Annotated in this window: 23 protein-coding genes and 1 pseudogene; 14 read left to right on the top strand and 10 right to left on the bottom strand. The window is 48.4% G+C overall.

Annotated features, from left to right (window positions below; all coding sequences use genetic code 11):
- Nucleotides 1-17: 17 nt before the first annotated feature.
- The 7 genes from NW212_RS03540 to metK form a co-directional block, all read right to left on the bottom strand.
- On the bottom strand, nucleotides 18-662 hold the full coding sequence (locus NW212_RS03540) for a TatD family hydrolase (RefSeq protein ID WP_258337264.1): 645 nt from the start codon (nucleotides 660-662) through the stop codon (nucleotides 18-20).
- Between the two features lie 19 nt (nucleotides 663-681).
- Nucleotides 682-906, bottom strand: coding sequence for a membrane protein insertion efficiency factor YidD (gene yidD / locus NW212_RS03535; protein ID WP_375337941.1), 225 nt, complete (start codon nucleotides 904-906; stop codon nucleotides 682-684).
- A complete protein-coding gene (locus tag NW212_RS03530) occupies nucleotides 903-1,289 on the bottom strand; it encodes a ribonuclease P protein component (protein WP_258337263.1) in 387 nt (128 codons plus the stop codon). Before NW212_RS03530 ends, yidD begins: the two co-directional genes overlap by 4 nt.
- 97 nt (nucleotides 1,290-1,386) lie before the next feature.
- Nucleotides 1,387-2,133, bottom strand: a complete 747-nt coding sequence (locus NW212_RS03525) for a uroporphyrinogen-III synthase (protein WP_258337262.1) — start codon at nucleotides 2,131-2,133, stop codon at nucleotides 1,387-1,389.
- 4 nt (nucleotides 2,134-2,137) lie between these two features.
- Nucleotides 2,138-2,947: a DUF4271 domain-containing protein gene (locus NW212_RS03520; RefSeq protein ID WP_258337261.1), complete on the bottom strand. Its 810-nt coding sequence runs from the start codon at nucleotides 2,945-2,947 to the stop codon at nucleotides 2,138-2,140.
- Entirely contained in the window at nucleotides 2,944-3,531 is a 588-nt protein-coding gene (locus tag NW212_RS03515; RefSeq protein WP_258337260.1) for a TIGR00730 family Rossman fold protein, read from the bottom strand. Before NW212_RS03515 ends, NW212_RS03520 begins: the two co-directional genes overlap by 4 nt.
- 226 nt (nucleotides 3,532-3,757) lie before the next feature.
- Entirely contained in the window at nucleotides 3,758-5,053 is a 1,296-nt protein-coding gene (gene metK, locus NW212_RS03510; protein ID WP_258337259.1) for a methionine adenosyltransferase, read from the bottom strand.
- Nucleotides 5,054-5,690: 637 nt separating this feature from the next.
- On the opposite strand from metK, the gene NW212_RS03505 reads away from it, so the two are divergent.
- The 6 genes and pseudogenes from NW212_RS03505 to NW212_RS03480 all read left to right on the top strand — a co-directional run bounded on the left by NW212_RS03505 (nucleotide 5,691) and on the right by NW212_RS03480 (nucleotide 16,705).
- A complete protein-coding gene (locus NW212_RS03505; RefSeq protein ID WP_375337944.1) occupies nucleotides 5,691-8,624 on the top strand; it encodes a SusC/RagA family TonB-linked outer membrane protein in 2,934 nt (977 codons plus the stop codon).
- A 92-nt stretch (nucleotides 8,625-8,716) separates the two neighbouring features.
- Entirely contained in the window at nucleotides 8,717-10,297 is a 1,581-nt protein-coding gene (locus tag NW212_RS03500; RefSeq protein ID WP_258337257.1) for a RagB/SusD family nutrient uptake outer membrane protein, read from the top strand.
- 20 nt (nucleotides 10,298-10,317) lie between these two features.
- Entirely contained in the window at nucleotides 10,318-12,045 is a 1,728-nt protein-coding gene (locus NW212_RS03495) for a DUF5114 domain-containing protein (protein ID WP_258337256.1), read from the top strand.
- 15 nt (nucleotides 12,046-12,060) lie between these two features.
- Nucleotides 12,061-13,182 (top strand): arabinogalactan endo-1,4-beta-galactosidase, encoded by a 1,122-nt coding sequence (locus NW212_RS03490; protein WP_258337255.1) that lies wholly within the window; start codon nucleotides 12,061-12,063, stop codon nucleotides 13,180-13,182.
- Between the two features lie 49 nt (nucleotides 13,183-13,231).
- A pseudogene (locus NW212_RS03485) lies at nucleotides 13,232-15,706 on the top strand (glycoside hydrolase family 2 TIM barrel-domain containing protein); the annotation flags it as partial.
- A gap of 45 nt (nucleotides 15,707-15,751) precedes the next feature.
- The gene (locus NW212_RS03480; RefSeq protein WP_258337372.1) at nucleotides 15,752-16,705 is read left to right on the top strand and encodes an arabinogalactan endo-1,4-beta-galactosidase; all 954 of its coding nucleotides are present in this window, start codon (nucleotides 15,752-15,754) and stop codon (nucleotides 16,703-16,705) included.
- 65 nt (nucleotides 16,706-16,770) lie between these two features.
- On the opposite strand, the gene NW212_RS03475 is transcribed toward NW212_RS03480, so the two are convergent.
- Nucleotides 16,771-18,267: an acetyl-CoA hydrolase/transferase family protein gene (locus NW212_RS03475; RefSeq protein ID WP_258337254.1), complete on the bottom strand. Its 1,497-nt coding sequence runs from the start codon at nucleotides 18,265-18,267 to the stop codon at nucleotides 16,771-16,773.
- A 53-nt stretch (nucleotides 18,268-18,320) separates the two neighbouring features.
- On the bottom strand, nucleotides 18,321-18,704 hold the full coding sequence (locus NW212_RS03470; RefSeq protein WP_258337253.1) for a hypothetical protein: 384 nt from the start codon (nucleotides 18,702-18,704) through the stop codon (nucleotides 18,321-18,323).
- A gap of 123 nt (nucleotides 18,705-18,827) precedes the next feature.
- Here NW212_RS03470 and miaB point away from each other — a divergent pair, with 123 nt between their 5' ends.
- Nucleotides 18,828-20,201, top strand: a complete 1,374-nt coding sequence (gene miaB / locus NW212_RS03465; RefSeq protein ID WP_258337252.1) for a tRNA (N6-isopentenyl adenosine(37)-C2)-methylthiotransferase MiaB — start codon at nucleotides 18,828-18,830, stop codon at nucleotides 20,199-20,201.
- 91 nt (nucleotides 20,202-20,292) lie between these two features.
- On the opposite strand, the gene NW212_RS03460 is transcribed toward miaB, so the two are convergent.
- Nucleotides 20,293-20,493, bottom strand: coding sequence for a PspC domain-containing protein (locus NW212_RS03460; RefSeq protein ID WP_258337251.1), 201 nt, complete (start codon nucleotides 20,491-20,493; stop codon nucleotides 20,293-20,295).
- A 199-nt stretch (nucleotides 20,494-20,692) separates the two neighbouring features.
- Here NW212_RS03460 and NW212_RS03455 point away from each other — a divergent pair, with 199 nt between their 5' ends.
- Genes NW212_RS03455 through folK form a run of 7 tightly spaced genes read left to right on the top strand, consistent with a single transcriptional unit; the run spans nucleotide 20,693 to nucleotide 25,834 of the window.
- Entirely contained in the window at nucleotides 20,693-21,529 is an 837-nt protein-coding gene (locus NW212_RS03455; RefSeq protein ID WP_258337250.1) for a bifunctional 2-polyprenyl-6-hydroxyphenol methylase/3-demethylubiquinol 3-O-methyltransferase UbiG, read from the top strand.
- Between the two features lie 2 nt (nucleotides 21,530-21,531).
- On the top strand, nucleotides 21,532-22,401 hold the full coding sequence (locus NW212_RS03450) for an ABC transporter permease (RefSeq protein WP_258337249.1): 870 nt from the start codon (nucleotides 21,532-21,534) through the stop codon (nucleotides 22,399-22,401).
- A gap of 45 nt (nucleotides 22,402-22,446) precedes the next feature.
- Nucleotides 22,447-22,713 carry a DUF3098 domain-containing protein gene (locus NW212_RS03445; protein ID WP_258337248.1) on the top strand — a complete coding sequence of 89 codons (267 nt, stop codon included), beginning with the start codon at nucleotides 22,447-22,449 and terminating at the stop codon, nucleotides 22,711-22,713.
- The gene (locus tag NW212_RS03440) at nucleotides 22,710-23,570 is read left to right on the top strand and encodes an undecaprenyl-diphosphate phosphatase (protein ID WP_258337247.1); all 861 of its coding nucleotides are present in this window, start codon (nucleotides 22,710-22,712) and stop codon (nucleotides 23,568-23,570) included. Before NW212_RS03445 ends, NW212_RS03440 begins: the two co-directional genes overlap by 4 nt.
- The gene (truB, locus tag NW212_RS03435; RefSeq protein ID WP_258337246.1) at nucleotides 23,570-24,274 is read left to right on the top strand and encodes a tRNA pseudouridine(55) synthase TruB; all 705 of its coding nucleotides are present in this window, start codon (nucleotides 23,570-23,572) and stop codon (nucleotides 24,272-24,274) included. The genes NW212_RS03440 and truB overlap by 1 nt, the downstream gene beginning before the upstream one ends.
- 17 nt (nucleotides 24,275-24,291) lie before the next feature.
- Nucleotides 24,292-25,347 (top strand): tRNA preQ1(34) S-adenosylmethionine ribosyltransferase-isomerase QueA, encoded by a 1,056-nt coding sequence (gene queA, locus NW212_RS03430; protein ID WP_258337245.1) that lies wholly within the window; start codon nucleotides 24,292-24,294, stop codon nucleotides 25,345-25,347.
- Nucleotides 25,348-25,354: 7 nt separating this feature from the next.
- Nucleotides 25,355-25,834, top strand: coding sequence for a 2-amino-4-hydroxy-6-hydroxymethyldihydropteridine diphosphokinase (folK, locus tag NW212_RS03425; RefSeq protein ID WP_258337244.1), 480 nt, complete (start codon nucleotides 25,355-25,357; stop codon nucleotides 25,832-25,834).
- Nucleotides 25,835-25,893 lie beyond the last annotated feature (59 nt).

The following is a 25,893-nucleotide window of genomic DNA, read 5'->3' as shown; positions in this document are numbered from 1 at the left end:
ATCTGAATAACCAATTTTTATCGCTTAAAAAAGAGATGCGCAGCATTGAGGCTGAGGACTGTGCACAATGCCTGACATGTTTCGCCCCGCACTTCAGCCAATTTACGCACTACCTCTGAGATATTGCAGCCTTTATCGTCTGTTTCCGCCAGCAAACGTCCCGAAGGAACAATCTTCACCGCTTCGGCATTGAACTTATCCCCCACCGACAGATAAAAACCGTGACGGAGCAGACTTGCGGCCAGCTCCTTTTTCCCGCGGAATCCATGAATGATCCAGGGCTGGGAAGGATTCGCTTCTTTTTTACACGCAACAAGTTCATTGAAACTCTTCACCGCATGGATAACAAGCGGAATCCGGTAACGCTCGGAAAGGGAAACAGATATCCTGAACGCTTCCTGCTGAACATCAAAAGGAGTGCCGCACAGCCGGTCAAGGCCCGATTCGCCCACCGCAAGCACACGCGCATCGCCGGCAAGAAGCGACTCCAGCCATTCTGCCTGCCTGTCAAGCGTACCGGAAGAAAGATACCACGGATGAATTCCCGGCGAAATCCACCGGGCCTGCTCAAACGCCGGCAGATCCCTGTCCTGCATGCAGCAGCTCCATAGCGCCGTTTCGGGCAAGGGCGGCAAATGATGGGTATGGACATCAAGCAACATAATCGGGGAAAAGAAAAAGTTATGGAACGGGGTCATATCCCGAACCGCCCCACGGATGACAGCGCAGAATGCGGCGTATGGCCAGATACAAACCTTTGACAGGCCCGTGCTTCTTTATCGCCTCAACAGCATATTGCGAGCAGGTCGGAGTGAAACGGCAGGAAGGAGGCGTAAACGGAGAAATGCAGTTCCTGTAAAAATAAATGGGAAGCAGAAGCAGAAAAATAAAGAATTTCCGGATCATGAAATGCGTTCCGCTACAAGTTGCAACAGTTTTTTCACCTTAGCTTCCACTTCGGACGAATCATGCAGTTCGTTGTCGAGCCAGATAAAGGCGACGGCAACTTTGCGTCCTGCCGCTTCCAGCGCGTCAAGAAGGATATCCTTATGCATACGATAAGCCTCACGTATTTGCCTTTTCACCCTGTTGCGCTTGACAGCTCGTTTAAACCGCTTTTTAGGCACACTTACCATAATACTTGCCGCAGGAAGATTCTCCCCTTCCACCTGCATGTATACAATACGCAGCGGAAAGGCAGGAAGCGATCTGCTCCCTCCGGAAAAGAGCTTTTCGATAAGTATCCGGCTGTTCAGCCGTTCTTTCTTTGGCAACGCATATGTTTTCATATCTTGTCAATACACCACAGAGGCCGCAGAGTTTCACAGAAAGATGAAAGCTCTGTGCGCCTCTGCAGCCTCTGCGGCGAAAATGCTATTCTTTTATTTATTTGTTATGCTCGCGGATAAACATATCCAATGCGGCAGGCATGGAAGGAGCGGCGCTTGTCGGAGCTTCCAGATCCAGACGCAAGCCTGCATCTTTCACAGCCTTCGCCGTTGTCGGTCCGAAACTGCCGATAGCGATATCCTTCTGCTCGAAGTTCGGAAAGTTCTTCATGAGCGACTGGATTCCCGCCGGGCTGAAAAAAATCAGCATGTCATAGTTGAATTCCTCTTCCGGAGTGAAGTCGTTGCTGACAGTCCGGTACATCACCGCTTCTGTATGCTGGATTTTATTTTTGTCGAGCAGGTTCTTCACCTCATCATTATGTACGTCGGACATCGGAATCAGGTATTTCTCTCCACCGTGCTTCACCATCAGCGGAACCAGGTCGGCAAACTTGCCTGTAGACCCGAAAAACACCTTGCGCTTGCGATACTGCACATACTTCTGGATATAAAGTGCAATTGTTTCTGACGTACAGAAATATTTCATCGTTTCAGGAATGGTCACACGCAACTCTGTACAAAGACTAAAGAAATGGTCTATTGCATGACGTGAAGTAAACACAACAGCTGTGTGGTCCAAAATAGAAATCTTCTGTTGTCTAAATTCTTTAGCCGACAAACTCTCTACCTTTATGAACGGGCGAAAATCTATCTTCACTCCGTACTTCTCAGCGATGTCATAATACGGTGACTTTTCTGACGTCGGTTTAGGCTGAGAAACCAGTACTTTCTTTATCTTCAATGTTCTAAAAATTTAGAATTAATAAGTTGTTTATATACGCCAATCCTTTCCAAAGAAAAAGAAGAGGTCCTATTTCGAGGGCACAAAAGTACAGAATTAAATGTAAAATGCCATGAAATCGGCTGAAAAAGTTCCTAATGCACTTATAAAATAACAATATTTTGCCACAAATTAATATAAAAAGAACTATGCCGCACGAAAATCCGGCAGACAGACCGAAATAAACAGCCAGCAGAGAAACCGGGAAAAGCATGAGTCCGCAGCCCCCCAAAAGGTCGAAATAAGAGGTTATCCAGCGCGCGTTCTGCTCTTTTTCGAAGAAGACCCAGTTGACAAAAAGATAAGCCCCCCACTTGATGCAGACAAGCAAAAGAACGCTGGCTATATAAATGCCCAGCAGAAGAATATGAGGCATGACATGCAGGAGGGAAGGAGCGGTTTCCGTGAAATAACCGTAAAGGAACAGGCCATACAGCACACAGCATGAAGCCGACAAAGCCAGCGCATATCTGAAATTGTAGCCGGAATCATCATCAAACAGACTGGCGCGGTCTTTCTGCTTGAAAAAGCCCTTAAAGTGCTGGTACAGGTATTTCTTTCCGTTCCTTATGGCATAAAAGATCAAAAAGAAGCAGCAGAATATCACACAGGTTACAGACCAGTCGGCATAAAGCGAATAGGGCAAAGGCTCGCCCTGCATCCCCGAAGCGTCCTTCGCTTCCATGCTCCGGACCAACGCGCTGTCTGTTTCTGCCTTATGCTGCTGATAAAGCACCCTGACCTGTGAAAAACCTGTATGGCAATATTCATTCATATTGCCGCAAATTTACAAATTTCTTTGCTCCAATAAGGTATTGTATACAATAAATCTACCGCTTCTTCGGGAGTATAAGCCATCTGCCAAAGATTCATGTGCTGCTCGCGCATGAATTTCTGATCAGCGGCCTGCCTCAGAAGTTCAAGCAAGGGGTCGTAAAAACGATTGGTGTTGAGCACAACGATAGGCTTCGGGTGCAGCCCGAGCTGTTTCCATGTAATTGCCTCAAGCAGTTCCTCCAGCGTACCGCATCCGCCCGGCAAGGCTATGATGCCGTCGGCCATGTCAATCATCAGCCGCTTGCGCTCGTGCATGGTTTCTGTCTGTACAAGCCGGGTAAGCCCGCTGTGGTGCCATCCGCGTTCTACCATGAACCGGGGAATAACTCCCGTCACGGTTCCCCCTCCGGCCAACACCGCGTCTGACACGCTGCGCATCAGCCCCTGGCATCCCGCCCCGTTAATCAGGTTGATGCCTTGAGAAGCAAGAATCTCCCCCAGTCTGGAAGCGGCATCGAAATAGACAGGCGCAACCTGCGTGCTCGAAGCGCAATAAACGCATACGTTCTTGATTTCATTCATAGGAATTGTGGTTTAAAGTCTAACCAATCCCCTCCTAGAGGAAGATTATGACCATTTATTCAAGAGGCTGTGTCAAAACGAAAACCAGCCTTCATTTCGTCATTCTGAATGCAGTGAAGGATCTCGAAAAGACAAATGATTTACACGAGATTCTCCGCTATGCCAGAATGACCTTGATTTTTGACTGTCATTTTCCGTTTTGACACATCCTTTGGGGAGCCCTTTCTTATTTCAGTCCGAATGCTTCCTTCACTTTGTCCACATAATCAAGCTTTTCCCAGGTGAAGAGCTCCACTTCGATATCCTTGTTGCCTTCGTAAGCCGATTCAAAATGCTTGGTCACCATTTTCGGTTCACGTCCCATATGTCCGTAAGCCGCGGTTTCGCTATAAATCGGATAGCGCAATTTCAGACGCTCTTCAATGGCACGCGGACGCATGTCAAACAGTTCGTCCACCTTCTTTGCTATCTCTCCGTCGCTCATAGACACATGGCTGCGGCCGTAAGTATTTACAAAGATATTGATGGGCCGTGCCACGCCGATAGCGTATGAAACCTGCACAAGCACTTCGTCGGCTACACCGGCGGCCACCAGATTCTTCGCGATATGACGCGCCGCGTATGCCGCGCTGCGGTCAACCTTGCTGGGGTCTTTCCCCGAGAAAGCTCCTCCGCCGTGCGCGCCGGCACCCCCGTATGTGTCTACGATGATTTTACGTCCCGTAAGACCCGTATCTCCGTGCGGGCCGCCGATAACGAATTTTCCGGTCGGGTTGACATAATATTTGATTTTGTCGTTAAAGAGCTTCAACACTTCCGGATTATGGATCTCAGCTACCACGCGAGGCATCAGCACTTCGATCACATCCTTGCGGATCTGTTCAAGCATCTCCTCGTCTGCCTTCAGCTGCGCTTCTGCAGATTCGTCGGCAGGACGGATAAATTCATCGTGCTGAGTAGAAACCACAATGGTATCGATGCGCACCGGACGGCGGTCATCATCGTATTCGATGGTAACCTGGCTCTTCGAGTCCGGACGGAGATAAGTCATATACTTTCCTTCGCGGCGGATTTCAGCCAGCACCATCAGCAGCTTGTGCGCAAGATCGAGCGAAAGCGGCATGTAGTTTTCCGTTTCGTTGGTGGCATAGCCAAACATCATGCCCTGGTCGCCGGCTCCCTGATTCATCGGGTCTTCGCGTTCCACGCCTCGGTTGATGTCGGGGCTTTGCTCGTGGATGGCAGAAAGCACGCCGCACGAATTTCCTTCAAACATGTAGTCACTCTTGGTATATCCGATTCTATTGATCACTTCGCGCGCCACACGCTGCAAATCGATATACGCCTTGGTTTTCACTTCTCCCGCCAGTACCACCTGTCCGGTAGTCACCAGAGTTTCGCAAGCTACTTTCGAACTGGGGTCATACGCCAGCAGTTTGTCAAGCACAGCGTCCGATATTTGATCGGCCACTTTGTCGGGGTGTCCTTCAGACACCGATTCGGATGTGAATAAGTATCCCATTTTACTGAATAAATTAAAAAAATGATTGTTTGTTTATCCGTGTACGGACAGAGTAGGAAAGTAATCATCGGGGAAACAAGTCTGTGTTTTAGCATTTTTTTCCGTGGTTGCAAGCTACTCAAATCTTTCCACTTTTTTATTTCGCCTGCAAAGATAGAATTTATTATCGGAATAAATGCAGCCTTACTCTATTTTTAACATAGCAGACACAGGAAGGCAAAAGCCGGGCACCGCAAACCAATCTTTATCTTCAGACTGGAGATATAAATCTTCAGACTAAAGATACATATCCTCAGACAGGAGATGCATATCTCTAGACTGAAGACAATGTATCTCCCGAATGCTTCGCTATTTTTCTTGCCGGGTTTCCGCAAGGCAATCCGAAGCGCTTGAACCTTCCCTGCACACAAATCAGACCAGGCTGCACAAGCCCGAAAAGCCTTTCGGACACCCTCCACAGGCTTTTGTCCAAAAATTGTCTTGATATGTCCAATATTTGTCGTTGTTCCATATTTCCATTCTCTACTTTTGTAATTGAGTTTCAAGGACCTGAAATTCTGATGGAAAACATTAAACCAAAATTTAATCTAATTACCGCTTTATGAAAACAAACCTTTTAACCGTGACCAAAGCCAAGATGCTCCTGCTTTTCTGCATCCTCTGGCAGGTCTGCGTGTCAGCCGCCTTCGCCCAGTCGGGAGGCAGAACGATTACAGGCAAAGTAACCGATGACACCAACGAGCCGCTTATCGGCGTAAACGTACTTGTAGCAGGAACAGCCGTAGGAACCATTACGGACTTCGACGGAAATTATTCGCTCACCGTACCCGACGGAGCGAAAGAACTGCAGTTCTCTTATATCGGCTATGCCTCGCAAACAATTGCCATCAAAGGCAACGTATTGAACGTGCAGCTGCAGCCCGACAGCCAGGTGCTGAGCGACGTTGTGGTTATTGGCTACGGAACGCAACGGAAAAGCGACCTCACCGGTGCCGTAACCAACGTATCGAGCGAAGACTTCAATACAGGACTTGTCAGTTCGCCCGAACAGCTTATCAACGGAAAAATTTCAGGCGTACAGATTATGTCGAACAGCGGTTCTCCTACATCAGGAAGCACCATCCGCGTACGTGGCGGAGCTTCGCTTAATGCCAGCAACGACCCGCTCATCGTGCTTGACGGAGTTCCCCTGGAACAAGGGGGAATCAGCGGCAACGACGGAAACTTCCTCAGCCTCATCAACCCGAATGACATCGAAAGCATGACCATCCTGAAGGATGCTTCATCAACCGCCATCTACGGATCGCGCGCGTCGAACGGTGTCATCATCATCACTACCAAGAAAGGAAATTCCGACAAGCTGAAGATTTCGCTCAGCACGACCCATTCCATTCAGACAAGAACCAAACTGGCCGACATGCTCGACTACGACCAGTTTATCAACGTAGTCAACACACAAGGTTCTGCAGCCCAGCAAGCTCTACTCGGAACAGCACGCACCGACTGGAACGACCAGATTTATCACAACGCATACGGAACCGACAACAACCTGAGCCTTTCGGGACGCATCGCTCCCAACTGGCCCATCCGAGTTTCCATCGGCTACTACAACCAGGACGGTCTGCTGAAAACCGACAACGCAGAACGTTTCACGGGAAGCGTTTCGCTCTCGCCCTCGTTCTTCGATGACCACCTGAAACTGACACTCAACGCAAAGGGAGCGCTCAACAAAAACCAGTTTGCCAACACTTCAGCCATTTGGGGAGGAGCCACCATGAACCCCACCATCCCCGTCTATTCGGGCAATAATGCCTTCGGAGGGTTCAACGAAGCGATAGGAAGCGACGGAAATCCGGTAAACGGTGCGCTGGTGAACCCGGTCGGACTGCTGGAACAGCGCGACGCACACAGCAAGGTAGTGCGCTTTATCGGGAACTTCGATATTGACTACCGGGTGCATTTTCTTCCCGAACTGAAGCTTCACGCCACACTGGGCTACGACTATGCCGAAGGAAAAGGCTCTGAATACGTCAGTCCGGAAGCCGCACAATATTACACAACGGGCGGATATTATTATCCTTACGGGCCGCAGAAAAACATCAACCGGCTGCTGACCCTCTATGCCAACTACAACAAGTTCTTCGACTCGATAAACAGCAGCTTCGACATTACGGCAGGTTACGATTACCAATACTGGAAGTCAAGCTCTCCTGCCACGGCATCCATGAACGCGGCAGGAGATGTTCAGACCGCTTACAGAGCTACAGATTACCGTCATGTCCTGCTTTCGTACTACGGACGTATCAACTATTCATACGGCTCGCGCTATATGCTGACCGCTACCGTGCGCCGTGATGCCACTTCCCGTTTCGCACCCGACCAACGTTGGGGTACTTTCCCCTCTGTCGCCCTGGGATGGAGATTGACCGAAGAGGAGTTCATGAAAGACCAGAAAGTTCTGAGCAACCTGAAACTCCGTGCCAGCTACGGTGTCACCGGACAGCAAGACGGAATCGGGAACTACAACTATCTTCCGCTCTATACGCTGAGCCAGGACGGAGCGCAGGGAATAGTAGGCGGAACACCTGTCTACACTTACCGTCCGGAAGCATACGTTTCAGACTTGAAATGGGAAACGACTACTTCATGGAATGTCGGATTTGATTTCGGATTTCTGGATGACCGTCTGACCGGTAGCTTCGATTATTATACCCGCCAGACAAAAGATCTGATCGCCACAGTTCCCGCGGCCGCAGGATCTACCTTCAACAAAACCATTACCACCAACGTGGGAAATGTGGACAGCCAAGGTATCGAATTCTCCTTGAACGCTACTCCCATACAGACCGATGACCTGACCTGGGACATCAGCTTCAACATGACCTGGCAGAAAATGAAAGTAAAGAACCTCTCGCTTGTACAGGGCGGCGAAGCAACCAATACACCGGTAGGACCTTCTATCGACGGCTACCAGTTCCAGACATTAACCGAAGGTTACGAACCTTACATGTTCTACGTCTACAAGCAGCTCTATGACGAAAAAACCGGAAAGCCAATTGAAGGCGCGTATGCCGACCTCAACAATGACGGCACGATTAATTCGGACGACTTATACCGCTACCATTCGCCGGCTCCCGACTATATCATGGGACTCAGCACTTCGCTCCGCTGGAAACAGTGGAATCTGGGCATGAGCTTCCGCGCCAATATCGGCAACTACGTATACAACGGCATGGCTATGAACACGGGAGCGTTTGAAACAATGAGCTACAACAGCTACCAGCTGAACAACCTCTCGACAAGTTATCTTGAAACGGGATTCCAGACACGCCAGTATTTGTCGGACTATTATGTAGAAAACGCTTCGTTCCTGAAAATGGACAACCTGACTTTGGGATATAACTTCGGAGAAATATTCAAAGGATGCAGCCTTAATGTCAGCGCAATGATCCAGAATGTGTTCTGCATTACCAAATACAGCGGCGTAGACCCGGAAGTGCCCAACGGAATGGACAACTCGTTCTATCCGCGCCCAAGGACTTATTCATTGAATCTGGGACTCAATTTTTAAACTAACCGATAATCAACAATTGATAACCGGCTGCTGACAGCTGGCTGTTAGCTGTCAACGGTCAAATATCAACAATAGCAAACGATACTAAAATGAAAAGGATATTATACACAGCACTGATCTGCTGCACAGCGGTACTGACTCCTTCTTGCGTGGACGACTTGAACCAGTATCCGCATACGGAAACCACCTCCGAAAGCATCTACCACACTCCGGAAAGCTATTTCCAGGTATTGGCGAAAATTTATACGTCCATGGTGACCAACGGACAAGAAAAAAACGGAAGTGCAGACTTGTCTACCAATAACGGCCAGGACTATTCGCGCTGCTTCTTCAACCTGCAGGAAGTCTGCACCGACGAAGTGGCTTATACGTGGCTGAGCGGCGAGAACCTGACTGACATCAACAACCTTTCGTGGGATGCAAACGACTCATGGGTGTCGGACATGTATTACCGCATCTATTACAACATCGCGCTTTGCAATGAATTCCTGCGCAACGCTACGGAAGAAAGCATCGCTTCGTTCAGCGCGGAAGATCAGAACACAATCCGCCAATACCGTGCGGAAGCCCGTTTCCTCCGCGCTCTGTTCTATTATCACGCAATGGACTTCTTCCGCAACATTCCTTTCGTTACGGAAAATGATCCGGTGGGAAGCTATATTCCTCCACGCTATACGGCGCAGCAGATCTTCGACTTCATTGAGGATGAACTTACCGACCTCACTGAAGGTTCGAATTTGTTGCTCGACAGAGCCGACTGCCCCTACGGACGTGCATCGAAAGGTGCTGCCTATACCTTGCTGGCAAAGATGTATCTGAATGCAGAAGTGTATATCAACGAAGCCAAATACACGGAATGCATCACGGCCTGCAACAATGCCATAGCTCAAGGATACTCGCTGGAAACAGACTACAGCAAGCTTTTCAATGCAGACAATCACTTGCGCACCAACGAAATCATCTTCACACTCCCGATTGACGCTACAACTACGGTTTCATGGGGAGCGGGAACTTATATGGTGTGCGGAGCAATCAGCAATACTTCTACCGCACAGCAGCCGGCTGACTATGGTGCTGCCAACGGCTGGGGAAACATGAGAATCCGTCAGACGGCATCAGAGGTGTTTGACCCCGACGACCGAAGAGGCATGTTTTTCAAGGAAGGACAGACGCAGGAAGTAACGGCCATGGACGACCAGTCAACCGGATGGCTGGTAACGAAATGGACCAATTTGACCGATGACGGCCAATCCGCATCAAATACGGCAGAAAACGGTGCAAACACTGATTATCCGCTCTTCCGTCTGGCAGACGTATATTTAATGTATGGTGAAGCCGTTGCCAGAGGCGGACAAGGAGGAAACGCCACAACAGCAATGGGATATGTGAACGAATTGCGTGAACGTGCGTTCGGCAACACCAGCGAGAACGTGACAGAAGCCGACCTTAATACCGACTTCTATCTTGATGAGCGTTGCCGCGAGCTTTATTGGGAAAGCACACGCCGTACAGACCTGATACGCTTCAACCGATTCACTACAGCCGACAAGCTTTGGGAATGGAAAGGAGGCTCGTCAAGCGGGACTTCAGTGGACAGCAAATTCAACATCTACCCCATCCCGTCGACTGAACTTACGGCAAATCCGAATCTGTATAACGAAAATTATTAACCGTATAAATCAAAGTTACAATGAAAACGATAAAATACCTGTTTGCCGTAATCGCAACTTTGCTCTCCTTTACATCGTGTGAGGAGGACGGCGACAAGATCTATTTGCAGAGTTTGAGCGGCAACGAACTGATCGCATCCACAACCGATGTGACATTAAACGCAGACGTTGCGCAGCAAATCGTTCTCTCGTTCGCATGGACAGACCAAACAATCGTAATCAGCGATGAAAATGTAGGAACGGCTGCCAAAGTAGTAGCCAGCCTTGAAGCGTCTTTGTCGGAAGATTTTTCCGGTACTGTGTCTGAAACAGAAACCACTTCCTTGTCACACGCCTTTACAGGAGCAGAATTGAATACAATCGCAAATACGGTAGGTGCAACAATCGGCCAGTCGAATGCCATCTATTTCCGTTTGGGAAGTGCAACGGGAACCAATATACCTTCTGCATACAGCAATGTGGTGAAAGTGAATGTCACTCCGTATGAAATGGATATGAATACAGGAATCATATTGGACGCAAGCAAAAATGCTACTGGCGAAACTCTTTATTCGGCAAATGCAGACGGCATTTACTCAGGATTTATTGTGGCTAATGCTTGGGAGAACTTCTATATGCGCGAAGGAAACGGAATGGTTTGGGGAAACATCGGTGAAGATGGAAAGCCCTTCGTTCTTTCAAATGAATCTACCCAATGGAATATGTGGTACCCCAATGCAAGCGGATGTTACTATGTAACAGTCAACACACAAGATGAAGAATGGAGTGCGCTTCATGTTTCTTCGCTCACGGTCAGCGGCCTTGCGGGTGAGGACGTAGCCATGACGTTGAATGAAAGCAGCAATGAATGGCTGGCAACCTTCACAGCAGATGGAGCTGAAAGCCGGACAATAACTATTTCCGGACAAGGGGAACTGTTCAATGCTACTACCGGAACAGATTCAGGACAATCAACATCTATTGCTTTCGCTATGAACGGTGAAAGTTTGTCGCTTGCAGAAACGGCAGGAAGCATCAACGTGGAAGTTCCTCAGGCAGGAGAATGTACAATTCGTCTGAATCTGTCCGACCCGACAAACTGGACAGTGACGGTTGAAGCAGGTGGAGCAGAGATCCCTGTGACATATCCGGAAACCTTGGATGTTGTATGTTATTCTAATGATGGAAGCGAAACCTTCATGACAACTCTTCGTCTTACTGATAGTGCGAATGGTATTTATACCGGAACATATTCCGGCGAATATCGCAGTGAAATCAACATAGTGGACAGAACGAACGGGGTATGGTACGGATGCGATCCGACCGACAACTCGAAACTTTCTTCTGCCGATGACAAATGGAATATCTGGTTTGACGGATCTGGAGCCGTTTCCATCACAGTGAACCTAAGCGAAATGACATGGAGATACGAACCGGTTGGAACCGGCACAGGCAACATGTCAATGTACAAATTCAACAGAGATACATGGACAATAAGTGACTTGGTCATTGAACTAGAAGAAACTTCAGAAAATATCTTTACAGGCACGTTCAACAGCTATTATGATTTTGACTTTGTGTTCGTTGGCGAAGACGGAACACTCTACGGAACGACATGGAGCGAAACCAATCAGAATGGCACATCGCTCGAAGCAAACAGTTTCGGAAGTCCGCTTTGGATCTACGGATACGAATGGGGAGTAACACCGAATCTTACCATTACAGTCAATCTCACCACTATGACATGGAGTTATACTGAAAACAACTAAAAACAGAATTACATTATGAAAAAGATAAAAACCTGGTGGATGAGTTTCATCCTCCTTTGCGGCTTGACAACCGTTTCTTGCAACGATGATGATAACCCGACCTTCCCGGAACAGCCGGAAAACACGGACCCGACGGGAGGTTATGACATGACAGGCTTCGCACGCGGAGCTGACGTAAGCTGGCTTACCGAGATGGAAGCCAGCGGACGCAGATTCTACGACTCTACGGGAGTGGAACGCGAATGCATGGAACTGCTCCGCGAACTTGGCATGAATTCCGTCCGCCTGCGCGTGTGGGTAAATCCAACCGACGGATGGTGCAACAAACAGGACGTACTGGTAAAGGCGTGGAGAGCAAGTCAGTTAGGCTACCGCCTGATGATTGACTTCCATTACAGCGACGAATGGGCGGATCCGGGTGACCAAAAGAAACCGGTGGCATGGGGAAACTATTCGCTTACCGAACTGAAACAGGCTGTAGCAGACCATACAACAGATGTCCTGTCTGCACTGAAAGCCCAGAACATTGATGTAGAATGGGTACAGGTAGGCAATGAAACCCGTTACGGAATGCTTTGGAACGACGGATTTACGGATTATGATTATAGCAATGCCGCCAGCTTCGCCCAACTCATCAATGCGGGGTATGATGCGGTAAAGACAGTATACCCCGATGCACAGGTTATCATCCATATTGACAAAGGCAACCGGCCACAATATTACAACGGGCTGTTTGATGCCTTGAAAGCAGCAAATGCCAAATGGGATATCATCGGCATGTCGCTCTATCCGGGCGAAGACCCAAGCGATACAAACGGCCTGACGGAGTGGAATCCCATTGATGAAAACGGAAACACCTGGATGCAACAGAACGATGCCTGTATCGCCAACATGAAAGCGCTCATCGAAAAATACAGCACAAAAGTCATGATGTGCGAAATCGGCATTCCATGGAACTACGAAGAAGCCGAAGCATTCTACACAGACTTCATCACCAAAGCAAAACAAGTAGAAGGTTGTCTGGGCGTATTCGCATGGGAACCCCAATGCTATGGAGGCTGGAAAAGCTATCACAAAGGAATGTTTGATGATGACGGACGTCCGATGGCTTCATTGAACGCATTTAAAAGGGATTGAAAAACTGAACGTTTCTCCGTAATTTTATACCAACTCAAACTTTAAAACCATGAAGCACAAAAAACTTCTGCTTGCGACAGCTTTTTTTCTGGGATGCGTCTGTACAACATTCGCACAGCGCTCGGAACAGACTTTGGAAAAAGGCTGGAAATTCACGAAAGGAGATATAGAGAACGCGCAGACCGTTGGATTCAACGATGATAAATGGGAAGAAGTTACTGTTCCTCACGATTGGGCCATCTACGGCCCTTTCGACAGGAACAACGACTTGCAGAACGTAGCCGTAACACAAAACTTCGAAACGCAGGCTTCTGTCAAAACCGGACGCACGGGAGGACTGCCGTATGTAGGCGTGGGATGGTATCGCACAACGTTCAATTCAGAACCAGGGAAACAGACCACATTGGTGTTCGACGGAGCCATGAGTGAGGCGCGTGTCTATGTAAACGGAAAAGAGGCTTGTTTCTGGCCGTTGGGATACAACTCATTCCATTGCAATGTCACTTCTCTGCTCAACGGGAATGGAAAAGACAACGTGCTTGCTGTCCGACTGGAGAACCGTCCGCAATCATCACGCTGGTACCCGGGAGCCGGACTTTACCGCAATGTACACGTTATAACAACCGGGAAAATCCATGTGCCGGTATGGGGAACGCAGCTTACAACTCCTCATGTTGCAGAAGACTACGCCTCGGTTTGCCTGAAAACTTCCATCGAAAACGCGGAAGGCATGGAGCTGACGGTTATAACGGACATCATTTCTCCTGAAGGAAAAACGGTTGCCACCAAGAAAAATAAAGGGTATATCAACCACGGACAACCTTTCACACAGAATTTCATTGTAGAAAAGCCGAAACTCTGGTCGCCCGAATCACCTGCACTTTATCGTGCTGTTTCAAAAATCTATAAAGGAGAAACATTGCTCGACAGCTATGCCACCCGTTTCGGAATCCGCTCCATCGAATTTATTGCCGACAAGGGATTCTACCTCAACGGAAAGCACCGCAAGTTTCAAGGGGTATGCAATCACCACGACTTGGGTCCGCTGGGAGCGGCAATCAATGTTTCTGCCTTGCGCCACCAGCTTGTCATGCTGAAGGATATGGGATGCGACGCTATCCGCACATCTCACAACATGCCTGCCCCCGAACTGGTTGAGCTTTGCGACGAAATGGGATTCATGATGATGATTGAACCTTTTGATGAATGGGACATCGCCAAATGCGAGAATGGCTATCACCGCTATTTCAACGAATGGGCGGAAAAAGACATGATCAACATGTTGCATCATTACCGCAACAACCCGTGTGTAGTAATGTGGAGCATCGGAAACGAAGTGCCCACCCAATGCAGTCCGGAAGGCTACAAAGTAGCCAAATTCTTGCAGGACATCTGTCATCGGGAAGATCCCACACGCCCTGTCACTTGCGGAATGGATCAGGTGAGCTGTGTGCTTGACAATGGATTTGCTGCCATGATAGATATCCCCGGATTCAATTACCGTGCACACCGCTATCAGGAAGCCTATAACCGTCTGCCCCAAAATCTGGTGCTGGGATCCGAAACTTCCTCAACGGTCAGTTCACGGGGCGTATACAAATTTCCGGTTATCAAACAACATACAGCCATATACGACGACCACCAGTCAACGGGATACGACCTGGAACATTGTTCATGGAGCAATGTCCCGGATGAAGACCTCGCCTTGGCAGACGACTATCCCTGGACCATCGGCCAATTTGTATGGACAGGATTCGACTATCTGGGCGAGCCTTCTCCCTATGATACCGATGCCTGGCCCAGCCACAGTTCACTTTTCGGAATCATCGATTTGGCAAGTCTGCCCAAAGACCGCTACTATCTTTACCGCAGTCTTTGGAATAAAGAATCGCCCACCCTGCATGTCTTGCCTCACTGGAACTGGCATGGAAGAGAAGGAGAAAATACGCCTGTATTTGTATACACCAGCTATCCTGAAGCTGAACTCTTCGTCAATGGAAAAAGCTACGGCAAACAGCACAAACTCACCCGTGAGGAAAGCAAGGCTTTGCAGGGAAAAGATTCACTCTGGCTGCAACGCCGGTACCGCCTGATGTGGATGAACGTACCCTATACTCCGGGAGAAGTAAAAGTGGTGGCTTACGACGATAAAGGAAAGGCTGTAGCCGAAAAAATAGTCCGCACGGCCGGAAAACCTCATCACATCGAACTGACAAGCAGCCGGAGTACTTTGAAAGCCGACGGAAAAGATCTGGCATATGTCACATTGCGGATTGTGGACAAGAACGGCAATCTCTGCCCTACCGACGGAAGGCTGGTTAGTTTCAAGGTAAAAGGCAAGGGAAAATACCGGGCTTCTGCCAATGGTGATCCGGCTTGCCTCGACCTTTTCCATCTCCCGCAAATGCACGCATTCAACGGGATGCTGACAATCATCGTACAGGCCGAAGAGGAAGCCGGTATAATGGAACTACAGGCTACCGCCAAAGGCATTAAAGCCGGGCAGATCCAAATAAAGACAGAATACCCGCAAGCAACCGCAACGACCTCCTCTTCTTCAGGGAAAATTGTGGAGGACACTTTCTATAAAGGAGCTGACATAAGCTGGACTACACAACTTGAATCAGAAGGACATCGTTTCTATAATTCAAAGGGAGAAGAACGCGAATGTACAGCATTGATGAAAGAACTGGGATTGAATGCCATCCGTCTGCGCGTATGGGTAAATCCCAAAGACGGATGGAGCAGCAAAGAAGACATGCTTGTTCTGGCCAAACGCGCCAAGGCAAACGGAATGGATCTGATGGTCGACTTTCATTACAGCGACTGGTGGGCCGACCCTGCCAAACAGAATGTACCCGAAGCATGGAAAGGACTTTCATACGAAGACATGAAGAAAGCGCTCGCCTCTCATACGAAAGAAGTGCTGCAATTATTGAAAGACAATGGCATCACTCCCAAATGGGTGCAGATAGGAAACGAAACCAGCGACGGGTTTCTTTGGGAAATGGGACGTGCAAGCAAACAGATGGCACAATATGCAGGACTGACTACAGCCGGATACGATGCCGCCAAGTCTGTTTTTCCTGATGTCATTGCCATTGTCCATCTGGACAACGGCTTCAACAACGATCTGTACAATTACATCTTCGACGGTCTGAAGGCCAACGGAGGAAAATGGGATATGATCGGCATGTCGCTTTATCCATACTGGTCGATCATGTACAAACATGTAAAGTCGGCCGATGAAGCAATTGTCCGGTGCATGGACAATATCCGCAAAGTGAGCCGAAAATATGGATGTGACGTAATGATAGTGGAAACCGGAATGGAATCAGCCAAACCGGAAGAAGGAAAAGAAATACTGAGCCGGATTATCCGGGAGGCAAAAAACAACACGGACGGACATTGCAAGGGCGTATTCTATTGGGAACCCGAATGCAAGCCTACTCCGTATGTATTGGGAGCCTTTACAGAAAACGGCCGTCCTACAGCCATCATGGAAGCATTTAAAGAGAACTGAAAACTGTTTGAACGCAGAAAGACGGGCATCCGGGATTCTTTGCCTTTCTGCGTTCAAACAAAAAATCATGCAGGGAAGTCAGCCCAGTCGGTCAGACGCATATCCCCTTTCTTCAGGAACACCTGATGCATTCCCAATGCAGCCGACAGGCAATGGCAAGTCTGTCCTTTGGTAGAAATCTTCAGGTAATCCCAAAGCAACTGCTTGTAGTCGGGATGCGCACAATTCTCAATAATGGATTTTGCACGTTCCATCGGACTCTTTCCGCGCAAATCAGCCACACCCTGTTCAGTTATGATCACATTGACCGAGTGCTCGCTATGGTCAAGATGAGAAACCATCGGAACAATCGAGCTGATACACCCGCCTTTCGCCGTTGAAGGACAAGAAAAAATAGATATGTAGGCACTGCGTGTGAAATCACCCGAGCCTCCGATACCGTTCATCATTTTCGTCCCGCAGATGTGCGTAGAGTTGACATTGCCATAAATATCGGCCTCAATAGCCGTATTCATGGTTATTACACCGATGCGGCGTACAACTTCCGGACAATTGGATATTTCGGACGGGCGGAGAACCAGCTTATGGCGGAAGAAGTCCATATTATCGTAGATATCTTCCAGACAATCATTCGTCACACTCAGCGAGCAGGTGCTTCCGAACTTCACCCGGCCTTCTTTTATCAGCTTGATAACAGAATTCTGAATCACTTCCGTATACATTTCAAAAGGCGGAATGCTTTGGTCTTTTCCCAATGCGCTCAGCACGGCATTGGCTATATTTCCTACTCCCGACTGCAAAGGAAGGAAAGTAGAAGGGATGATTCCTCTCTTCATGTCTGCCGACAGAAATTCGGCCACGTTTTGGCCAATCTTTTCAGTAACGGCATCCGGCTCATGAAATCCGCGCGCCTCGTCAGGCATGTTCGTTTCAACGATGCCTACCAGCTTGCTCAAATCCAACTGGACATAAGGCAGACCGATACGGTCGCTCGGACGCACGATGGGAATCGGACGGCGGTAAGGCGGACGCTCCATTTCATACAGGTCGTGAATGCCGATAAGTTTCTTGCTATGAGCCGCGTTCAGTTCGATAATCACCTTATCGGCCAAACGCGCAATAGTTGGCGTGATGCCCACACCGGCGGTCAGATATACCCGTCCGTCTTCTGTTATTTCGCAGGCCTCGATCACCGCAACGTTCACATGACCCAGAAAGCCGGAGCGCAAACGCTGAGCCACTTGCGAAAGATGAATGTCAGTATAATTGATTTCTCCGTTGTTTACCGCTTTGCGGAAATCTGCGTTAGTTGTATAAGGAGCGCGAAACTTAAGGGCATGGGCGCGTGTAAGCGTCCCGTCACACGAATCGCCCGTCGAGGCTCCAGTTATCAATCCTATCTGAAACTCCTCGCCCTTCGCATGCTTTTCTTCCGCCATTTTCGCCACCTCTGCCATCACAGCTTTCGGACTTCCCGCAGGAGTAAACCCGCTAAGTCCGACAATATCCCCGTTCTTTATCACATGGGCGGCCTCAACCGCCGAAATAAAATTGAAATTCATGGTATTAATGTGTTTTTAGTGTTATCAGTCAAAGTTATTCAGGTAAGGGATCTTCAATCATATTTGCGATTGAATATTTCGGAATAGATAAACGCGCGGCGCGCTTCGGAAGCATTTTTCAAGGACGGCAACGGATGTATTTCGTTGCCTTTCTCTTTGCCCTGCTCCTTTCTTTCCGCCGGCATTTCATTCCGTTTCTTACGTTCTTTCTTTTTCCGTACAGAAGTATTTTTCAGCCCTTCTTCCACAGATATGTATGATGGTACAGAATATTCCCCTTCGGTCTGCACAAACGGCTTTTCCTGAACAGGCTGAAAGGTCTGATGCGGAGAGGCTGTTTTTTTCTTCGCAGCTTTCTTCTGGATGTTGTCGGTCACACGCTGATAAAAAACAGCCGCCATGACCAGCATGAATACCAATATCGTTATAAAATCCATAAGGCCAATCATATGAGGTTCCGGTCAAAGATACGAATAAAATCCATTATCTCCTACCGTTTTCATGGAAGTTAACCAAGAAACAGGTATCTTTGCGGCCGAATCATTTAATATAAATACAGTATGACAAAAGAAACTACAGGAACAGACTTTAAATCTGCGACTGAAAACGAAAACAAGAAACTGTTTATCGAAACTTACGGATGTCAGATGAATGTGGCTGACAGCGAGGTAGTTGCCTCCATCATGCAGATGGCGGGATATTCTCCATGCGATTCGCTTGATGAAGCCGACGCCGTATTTCTGAACACCTGCTCCATCCGGGACAACGCGGAACAGAAAATTCTGAACCGCCTGGAATTTTTCCATTCGCTCCGGAAAAAGCGCAAGAATCTGATTGTGGGAGTATTGGGATGTATGGCCGAACGCGTGAAAAACAACCTGATCGACAACTATCATGTAGATCTTGTGGCCGGCCCCGACGCTTATCTCACTCTCCCCGACCTTATCGCATCGGTAGAACACGGAGAAAAAGCCATCAACGTAGAGCTGTCGACAAGCGAAACCTACCGCGACGTCATCCCTTCACGCATCTGCGGGAACCATATTTCGGGCTTCGTTTCGATTATGCGTGGATGCAACAACTTCTGCCACTACTGCATCGTTCCTTATACAAGGGGGCGCGAACGGAGCCGTGATGTGGAAAGCATCCTGAACGAAGTTCATGATCTCGAAAGAAAAGGCTACAAGGAAGTGACGCTGCTCGGACAAAACGTAAACTCCTATCATTTCGAGAAGGACGGAAAAACGGTGGACTTCCCTACTCTGCTGCAAACCGTGGCCATGGCAGTGCCCGGAATGCGTATCCGCTTCACCACCTCGCATCCTAAAGACATGAGCGACGAAACGCTCCGCGTGATTGCAGAAATGCCTAACGTATGCAAACACATCCACCTGCCCGTACAGAGCGGAAGCTCGCGCATTCTGAAACTGATGAACCGCAAATATACCCGTGAGTGGTATCTGGAACGGGTGGAAGCCATCCGGCGCATCATTCCCGACTGCGGTCTGAGCACAGACATCTTCTCCGGATTCCACTCGGAAACGGAAGAAGACCACCAGATGTCGCTCTCGCTCATGCGCGAGTGTGCATACGACTCCGCTTTCATGTTCAAATATTCTGAACGTCCGGGCACATACGCATCTAAACACCTGCCGGACGATGTTCCGGAGGATGTGAAAATCCGCCGGCTGAACGAACTCATCGAACTTCAGAACAGACTTTCGGCAGAAAGCAACGCAAAAGATGTAGGCAAGACATTCGAAGTGCTTGCCGAAGGAGTGTCGAAACGCTCGAAAGAACAGCTCTTCGGACGTACCGAACAAAACAAGGTTGTTGTATTCGACCGCGGCACACACCGTATCGGCGACTTCGTGAAGGTACGCATTACCGAAGCAAGTTCGGCTACACTGAAAGGCGTGGAGATAACCGAATGACCAAAAATTCTGACCCGGGAAGCTTTTCAATTTGTGCCGGCAAGTCAACCGACTTGGGCGGCCAGGCCGGAAGACTTCCCGGGTCAACTTCTTACTCCACGCTCCGAGGGGCCTCCGGCATGATCAGCCACAAAACGAGGTAGACAATGCCTCCGGAAAATACCGTGAAGAAAGTAAGCAGCACATATACGATACGCACCAGCGTTATGTCCCAGTTAAAGTAATCCGCAATTCCTGCACAAACTCCCGCAATCATGCGGTTGTTCGAGCGTGTCAGTTTTTTATTTCCCATATCATATCAATATCTGTTTCAATAATGAGGGCGAAGATAATAAAAACCTGCTGAAAACCACCGAATCTCTTAAAAACTTTTAAAGAAAAACGACCCATGCTCATTTTATTTGTTTCTTTGCAAGAAATTAGGGATTAAAGTGAATCTACGAAATATAGACAAATGTCCGCTCTGCGGAGAGAATCATTTTGAAAAGGAAATGACGTGCATAGATCATTATGCCACGGGGGAATCATTCGACATTTGGCGATGCAAGAAGTGCGGTTTTCTGTTCACGCAATCATTTCCTGCCGAAAACGAAATCGGACGCTACTACGAATCACCCGACTATATTTCACACAGTGACACGAACAAGGGCCTCACAAACCGTATCTATCACTGGGTGCGCCGCTTTATGCTCGCACGCAAGGCACGCCTCATCAAGCGGCACAGCGGGCTGAGCCGCGGAATCCTGCTCGACATAGGCACAGGCACGGGCTACTTCCCTCATTATATGAAGAAAAAAGGCTGGCGGGTTTCAGCCATCGAGAAAAGCCCCCAGGCACGGGCATTCGCCAAAGAACATTTCGGCCTCGACATAGATCCTCCCGAAACGCTGGAGCAGAAAGAGGACAAGTCGTTTGACGTCATTACGCTCTGGCACGTCATGGAGCATCTGGAACACCTCAATGAAACATGGGAAACATTGAACCGCATTCTGAAAGACAGAGGCATACTGGTGGTGGCTGTTCCGAACCCGACCTCGTTCGACGCAAAAAAATACAAAGAAATGTGGGCAGCATACGATGTGCCGCGGCATTTATGGCATTTTTCTCCGGCCGTTATGCAACAATTCGGAGCCAAACATGGTTTTATTCTTACCAAATTCCTCCCGATGCCGCTCGACGCATTCTATGTGTCCATGCTGAGTGAAAAATACAAGAAAAGTGCATTGCCTTTCCTGAAAGGAATGGCAAGCGGAACAGAAGGATTGTTCAGCTCGCTGGCAACGAAAGAACGCAGCAGCTCTATCATTTATGTATTTAGAAAGAAATAAGTATGAGCAGAAAAAACGGAACATTTTTCGACATGCAGTTCATCACTTCATGCATCAGCACGATGCTGGTGCTGATGCTGCTCGGAATGGTGGTCTTCTTTGTAATGACCGCAAACAACCTTTCTGTATACGTGCGCGAAAACATTTCCTGCTCTGTTGTGCTCAGCGACGACATGAAAGAACCGGAAATCATCAGCTTCCAGAAGAAACTCGAACAGAAGCCTTTCGTCAAACAGACCACATACATATCCAAGGCGCAGGCTCTGAAGGAACAGACGGAAGCGATGGGAACCGACCCGGCCGAGTTTCTGGGATACAATCCGTTCACGGCATCCATCGAAATCAAGCTGAACTCAGCTTATGCCAACACCGACAGCCTGAAATGGATTCAGGAAGAACTGCTTGCAAACAAGAAGGTGATGGAAGTGAACTATCCCGAAGAACTGATGGATTCGGTGAACCGGAACATCAAGAAAATCAGTTTCTTTCTTCTCGGACTGGCCGCGCTGCTGACCTTCATCTCGTTTGCGCTCATCAACAATACGATACGACTGGGCATTTATTCCAAACGTTTTCTCATCCATACCATGAAACTGGTGGGAGCAAGCTGGTCGTTCATCCGCAGGCCTTTCATGACAAGACACATATGGATAGGAGTTTTGGCCTCGGCCATGGCTGACGCGCTGCTGATAGGCATGGCTTATTTTCTGGTGAAATACGAAAGGGGACTGCTGGAAATCATCACCCCTGCGGTAATGCTGACCGTTATGGGTGCGGTGTTCGTGTTCGGAATCGCCATCACTTCGCTCTGCGCCTACTTTTCCATCAACAAATACCTCAGGATGAAGGTGGGCGACCTTTACAACTTATAAATTCAAGACGCACTCCAAAAGAAAACAATAAAAACAAGAAACAATATGGACAGAAAAAAATTTGCCTTCGACAAGACAAACTTCATCCTGCTTGCGGCAGGGATGATTGTCATTATCATCGGCTTTCTGCTGATGTCAGGTCCCGGATCAACAGAAACTACTTTTCAGCCGGACATATTCAGTGCACGCCGCATCAAAGTAGCGCCAGCCGTATGCTTCATCGGATTTATCTCGATGATCTACGGAATCCTGCGCAAACCGTCGGACAAAACAACAGACAATATAGACACAACGAATAAAACAGATAAATGATGGAAGGGGATTTGAATTTATTGCAGACAATCATCATTGCGATTGTTGAGGGACTGACCGAGTTTCTTCCGGTATCTTCAACCGGACACATGATTATAGCACAGAACATGCTGGGAGTAAAAAGCACCGAGTTCGTAAAGGCATTTACCTTTATCATCCAGTTCGGTGCCATCCTGTCGGTTGTAGTGCTTTACTGGAAACGCTTTTTCCGGCTGAACCACACACCGGTTCCCGAAGGAAGCGGCGCATTGCAACGTTTTCTCCACAAGTATGACTTTTACTGGAAACTTCTGGTAGCTTTCATTCCGGCGGCCGTTCTTGGTCTGCTTTTCAGCGACTTCATCGACGAAATGCTTGAAAGCGTAACGGTAGTAGCAGTCATGCTGATCGTGGGAGGCGTATTCATGCTGTTCTGCGACAAAATATTCGGAAACGGAAAAGAAAATACCCAAATGACCGAAAAGCGCGCCTTCATCATCGGACTTTTCCAATGTATCTCAATGATACCGGGCGTGTCACGCTCCATGGCCACCATCGTAGGAGGTATGGCACAGAAGCTCACACGGAAAGCCGCGGCAGAATTTTCATTCTTCCTGGCAGTTCCTACCATGTTTGCGGCCACCGTATATAAAATGGCCAAACTTTTCATGGACGGAGGCATTGAAATCATAACCTCCAATCTCACTGCGCTGATAGTAGGAAACGTAGTAGCTTTCATCGTGGCGATGCTGGCCATCAAATTCTTCATCAACTTTGTCACCAGATACGGATTCAAAGCTTTCGGATGGTACCGGATTATCGTAGGAGGAATAATACTTGCCATGATATTAATGGGTTATAATTTAGAATTGGTTTGATGAATTTCAAGGAAGGAGAAGTGCTGTATTTCGACAAGCCGTACCGATGGACATCGTTCGCGGTTGTCAATAAAATAAGATACCATATCAGCAGAAAGCTGGGAGTAAAAAAGATAAAGGTCGGTCATGCAGGAACGCTCGACCCGCTGGCAACCGGCGTGATGATAATCTGTACCGGAAAAGCAACGAAGCGCATCGAAGAGTTTCAGCATCATACCAAAGAATATATCGCCACCCTTCAGCTAGGTGCCACCACACCGTCGTTTGATCTTGAGAAAGAAATAGACGCTGTATACCCTACAGAGCACATCACAAAAGAAGCGGTGGAAGAAGCGCTGAAAAAATTTGTCGGCACAATCGAGCAGATTCCGCCGGCATTCTCAGCATGCAAGATCGACGGGAAGCGTGCCTACGACCTGGCAAGAAAAGGTGATGAAGTGGAACTGAAACCTAAAGTTCTTGTCATCGACGAAATTGAACTGCTGGAATGCAACCTGCCCGAAATAAAGATACGCGTGGTATGCAGCAAAGGAACCTACATACGGGCACTGGCGCGCGACATCGGCGAAGCGCTTGAAAGCGGAGCGCACCTGACCGGACTGATACGCACACGTGTGGGTGATGTGAAGCTGGAAAACTGCATGAAGGTGGACGACTTCGAGCAATGGCTCAACCAACAAGAAATAGATGTTATAAACGATTAAGGAAAGAAAGGAAGAAGATGAAACTGTCACAATTCAAATTCAAGCTGCCGGAAGAGAAAATCGCTCTTTACCCGGCAAAGTACAGGGATGAATCGCGCCTGATGGTTGTACACAAGTCAACAGGCGAAATAGAACATGTCATTTTTAAGGATATTCTGAACTACTTTGATGACAAGGATGCTTTTATCTTTAATGACACAAAAGTATTTCCTGCACGTTTGTACGGAAACAAGGAAAAGACGGGAGCCAGAATCGAGGTATTTCTGCTCCGCGAACTGAACGAAGAACTCCGCTTGTGGGACGTACTGGTAGACCCCGCACGGAAAATCCGTATCGGAAACAAGCTTTATTTCGGCGACGACGACTCGATGGTAGCCGAAGTTATCGATAATACCACTTCGCGCGGACGCACGCTCCGTTTCCTTTATGACGGGCCGCACGACGAATTCAAGAAAGCACTCTATGCCTTGGGAGAACCGCCATTGCCTCCATTCATACACCGTCCGGCAGAACCGCTCGACGAAGAACGTTTCCAGACCATATTCGCCAGAAATGAAGGGGCAGTAACCGTTCCTGCAGCCGGACTCCATTTCAGCCGCGAGCTGATGAAGCGCATGGAAATCAAAGGAATAGATTTTGCCTTCATCACCATGCACGCCGGGCTCGGCAATTTCCGCGACATCGATGTGGAAGATCTTACCAAACACAAGATGGATTCGGAGCAGATGTTTGTCAATGCCGAAGCCTGCCGGATTGTCAACGAGGCCAAAGACCGGGGAAACAAGGTGTGTGCCGTAGGAACTACCGTCATGCGCACCATCGAAACGGCGGTGGGCACAGACGGCCATCTGAAAGAGTTCGAAGGGTGGACCAACAAGTTCATCTTCCCTCCTTACGAATTCTCTGTAGCTAACGCCATGGTTACAAACTTCCACATGCCGCTTTCCACCATGCTGATGCTGGTATGTGCATACGGAGGATACGAACTTGTCATGCATGCCTACGATGTGGCGCTCAAGGAAGACTATCGCTTCGGCACGTATGGGGACGCTATGTTGATTCTCGATAAATGACGGTGACGTGTCAAAAGTTTATTTAGGATTAGGCACCAATCTGGGCGACAAAAAGCAAAACATGCTCAGAGCCATAGAAGCAATAAAAGAGAAGATAGGGAAAGTTGTTTCCCTTTCTTCTTTTTATGAAACCGCCCCCTGGGGATTCGACTCGGAAAACAGCTTTCTGAACGCAGCGGCATGCGTAGAAACGGCTTTCCCCCCGCTGGAAGTACTGCACCTCACACAAGACATAGAAAAAGCGATGGGACGCAGCAAAAAGTCCGTGAAGGGCGTTTATTCCGACCGGGTGATAGACATTGATCTGCTTCTGTATGACAACATTGTTTTTAACTCTCCGGAACTTGTACTTCCGCATCCGCTGATGACGGAACGAGCGTTTGTCATGACTCCGCTGAGCGAAATAGCGGGTGGCCTGCTTCATCCCGTATTCCGAAAAACCATCTCCGAACTCAAACAGTCTGCATCCGGCAAAGGCGTATTCTGACCATAAAAAAACCGCCGGACTTTACAGAAAATTCATATCCAGGCTGGATATATATATTT

It is taken from the genome of Bacteroides sp. ET225, assembly GCF_024733745.1.
Lineage (GTDB): Bacteria > Bacteroidota > Bacteroidia > Bacteroidales > Bacteroidaceae > Phocaeicola > Phocaeicola excrementipullorum.
This window is presented reverse-complemented; position numbering and strand designations above follow the sequence as displayed.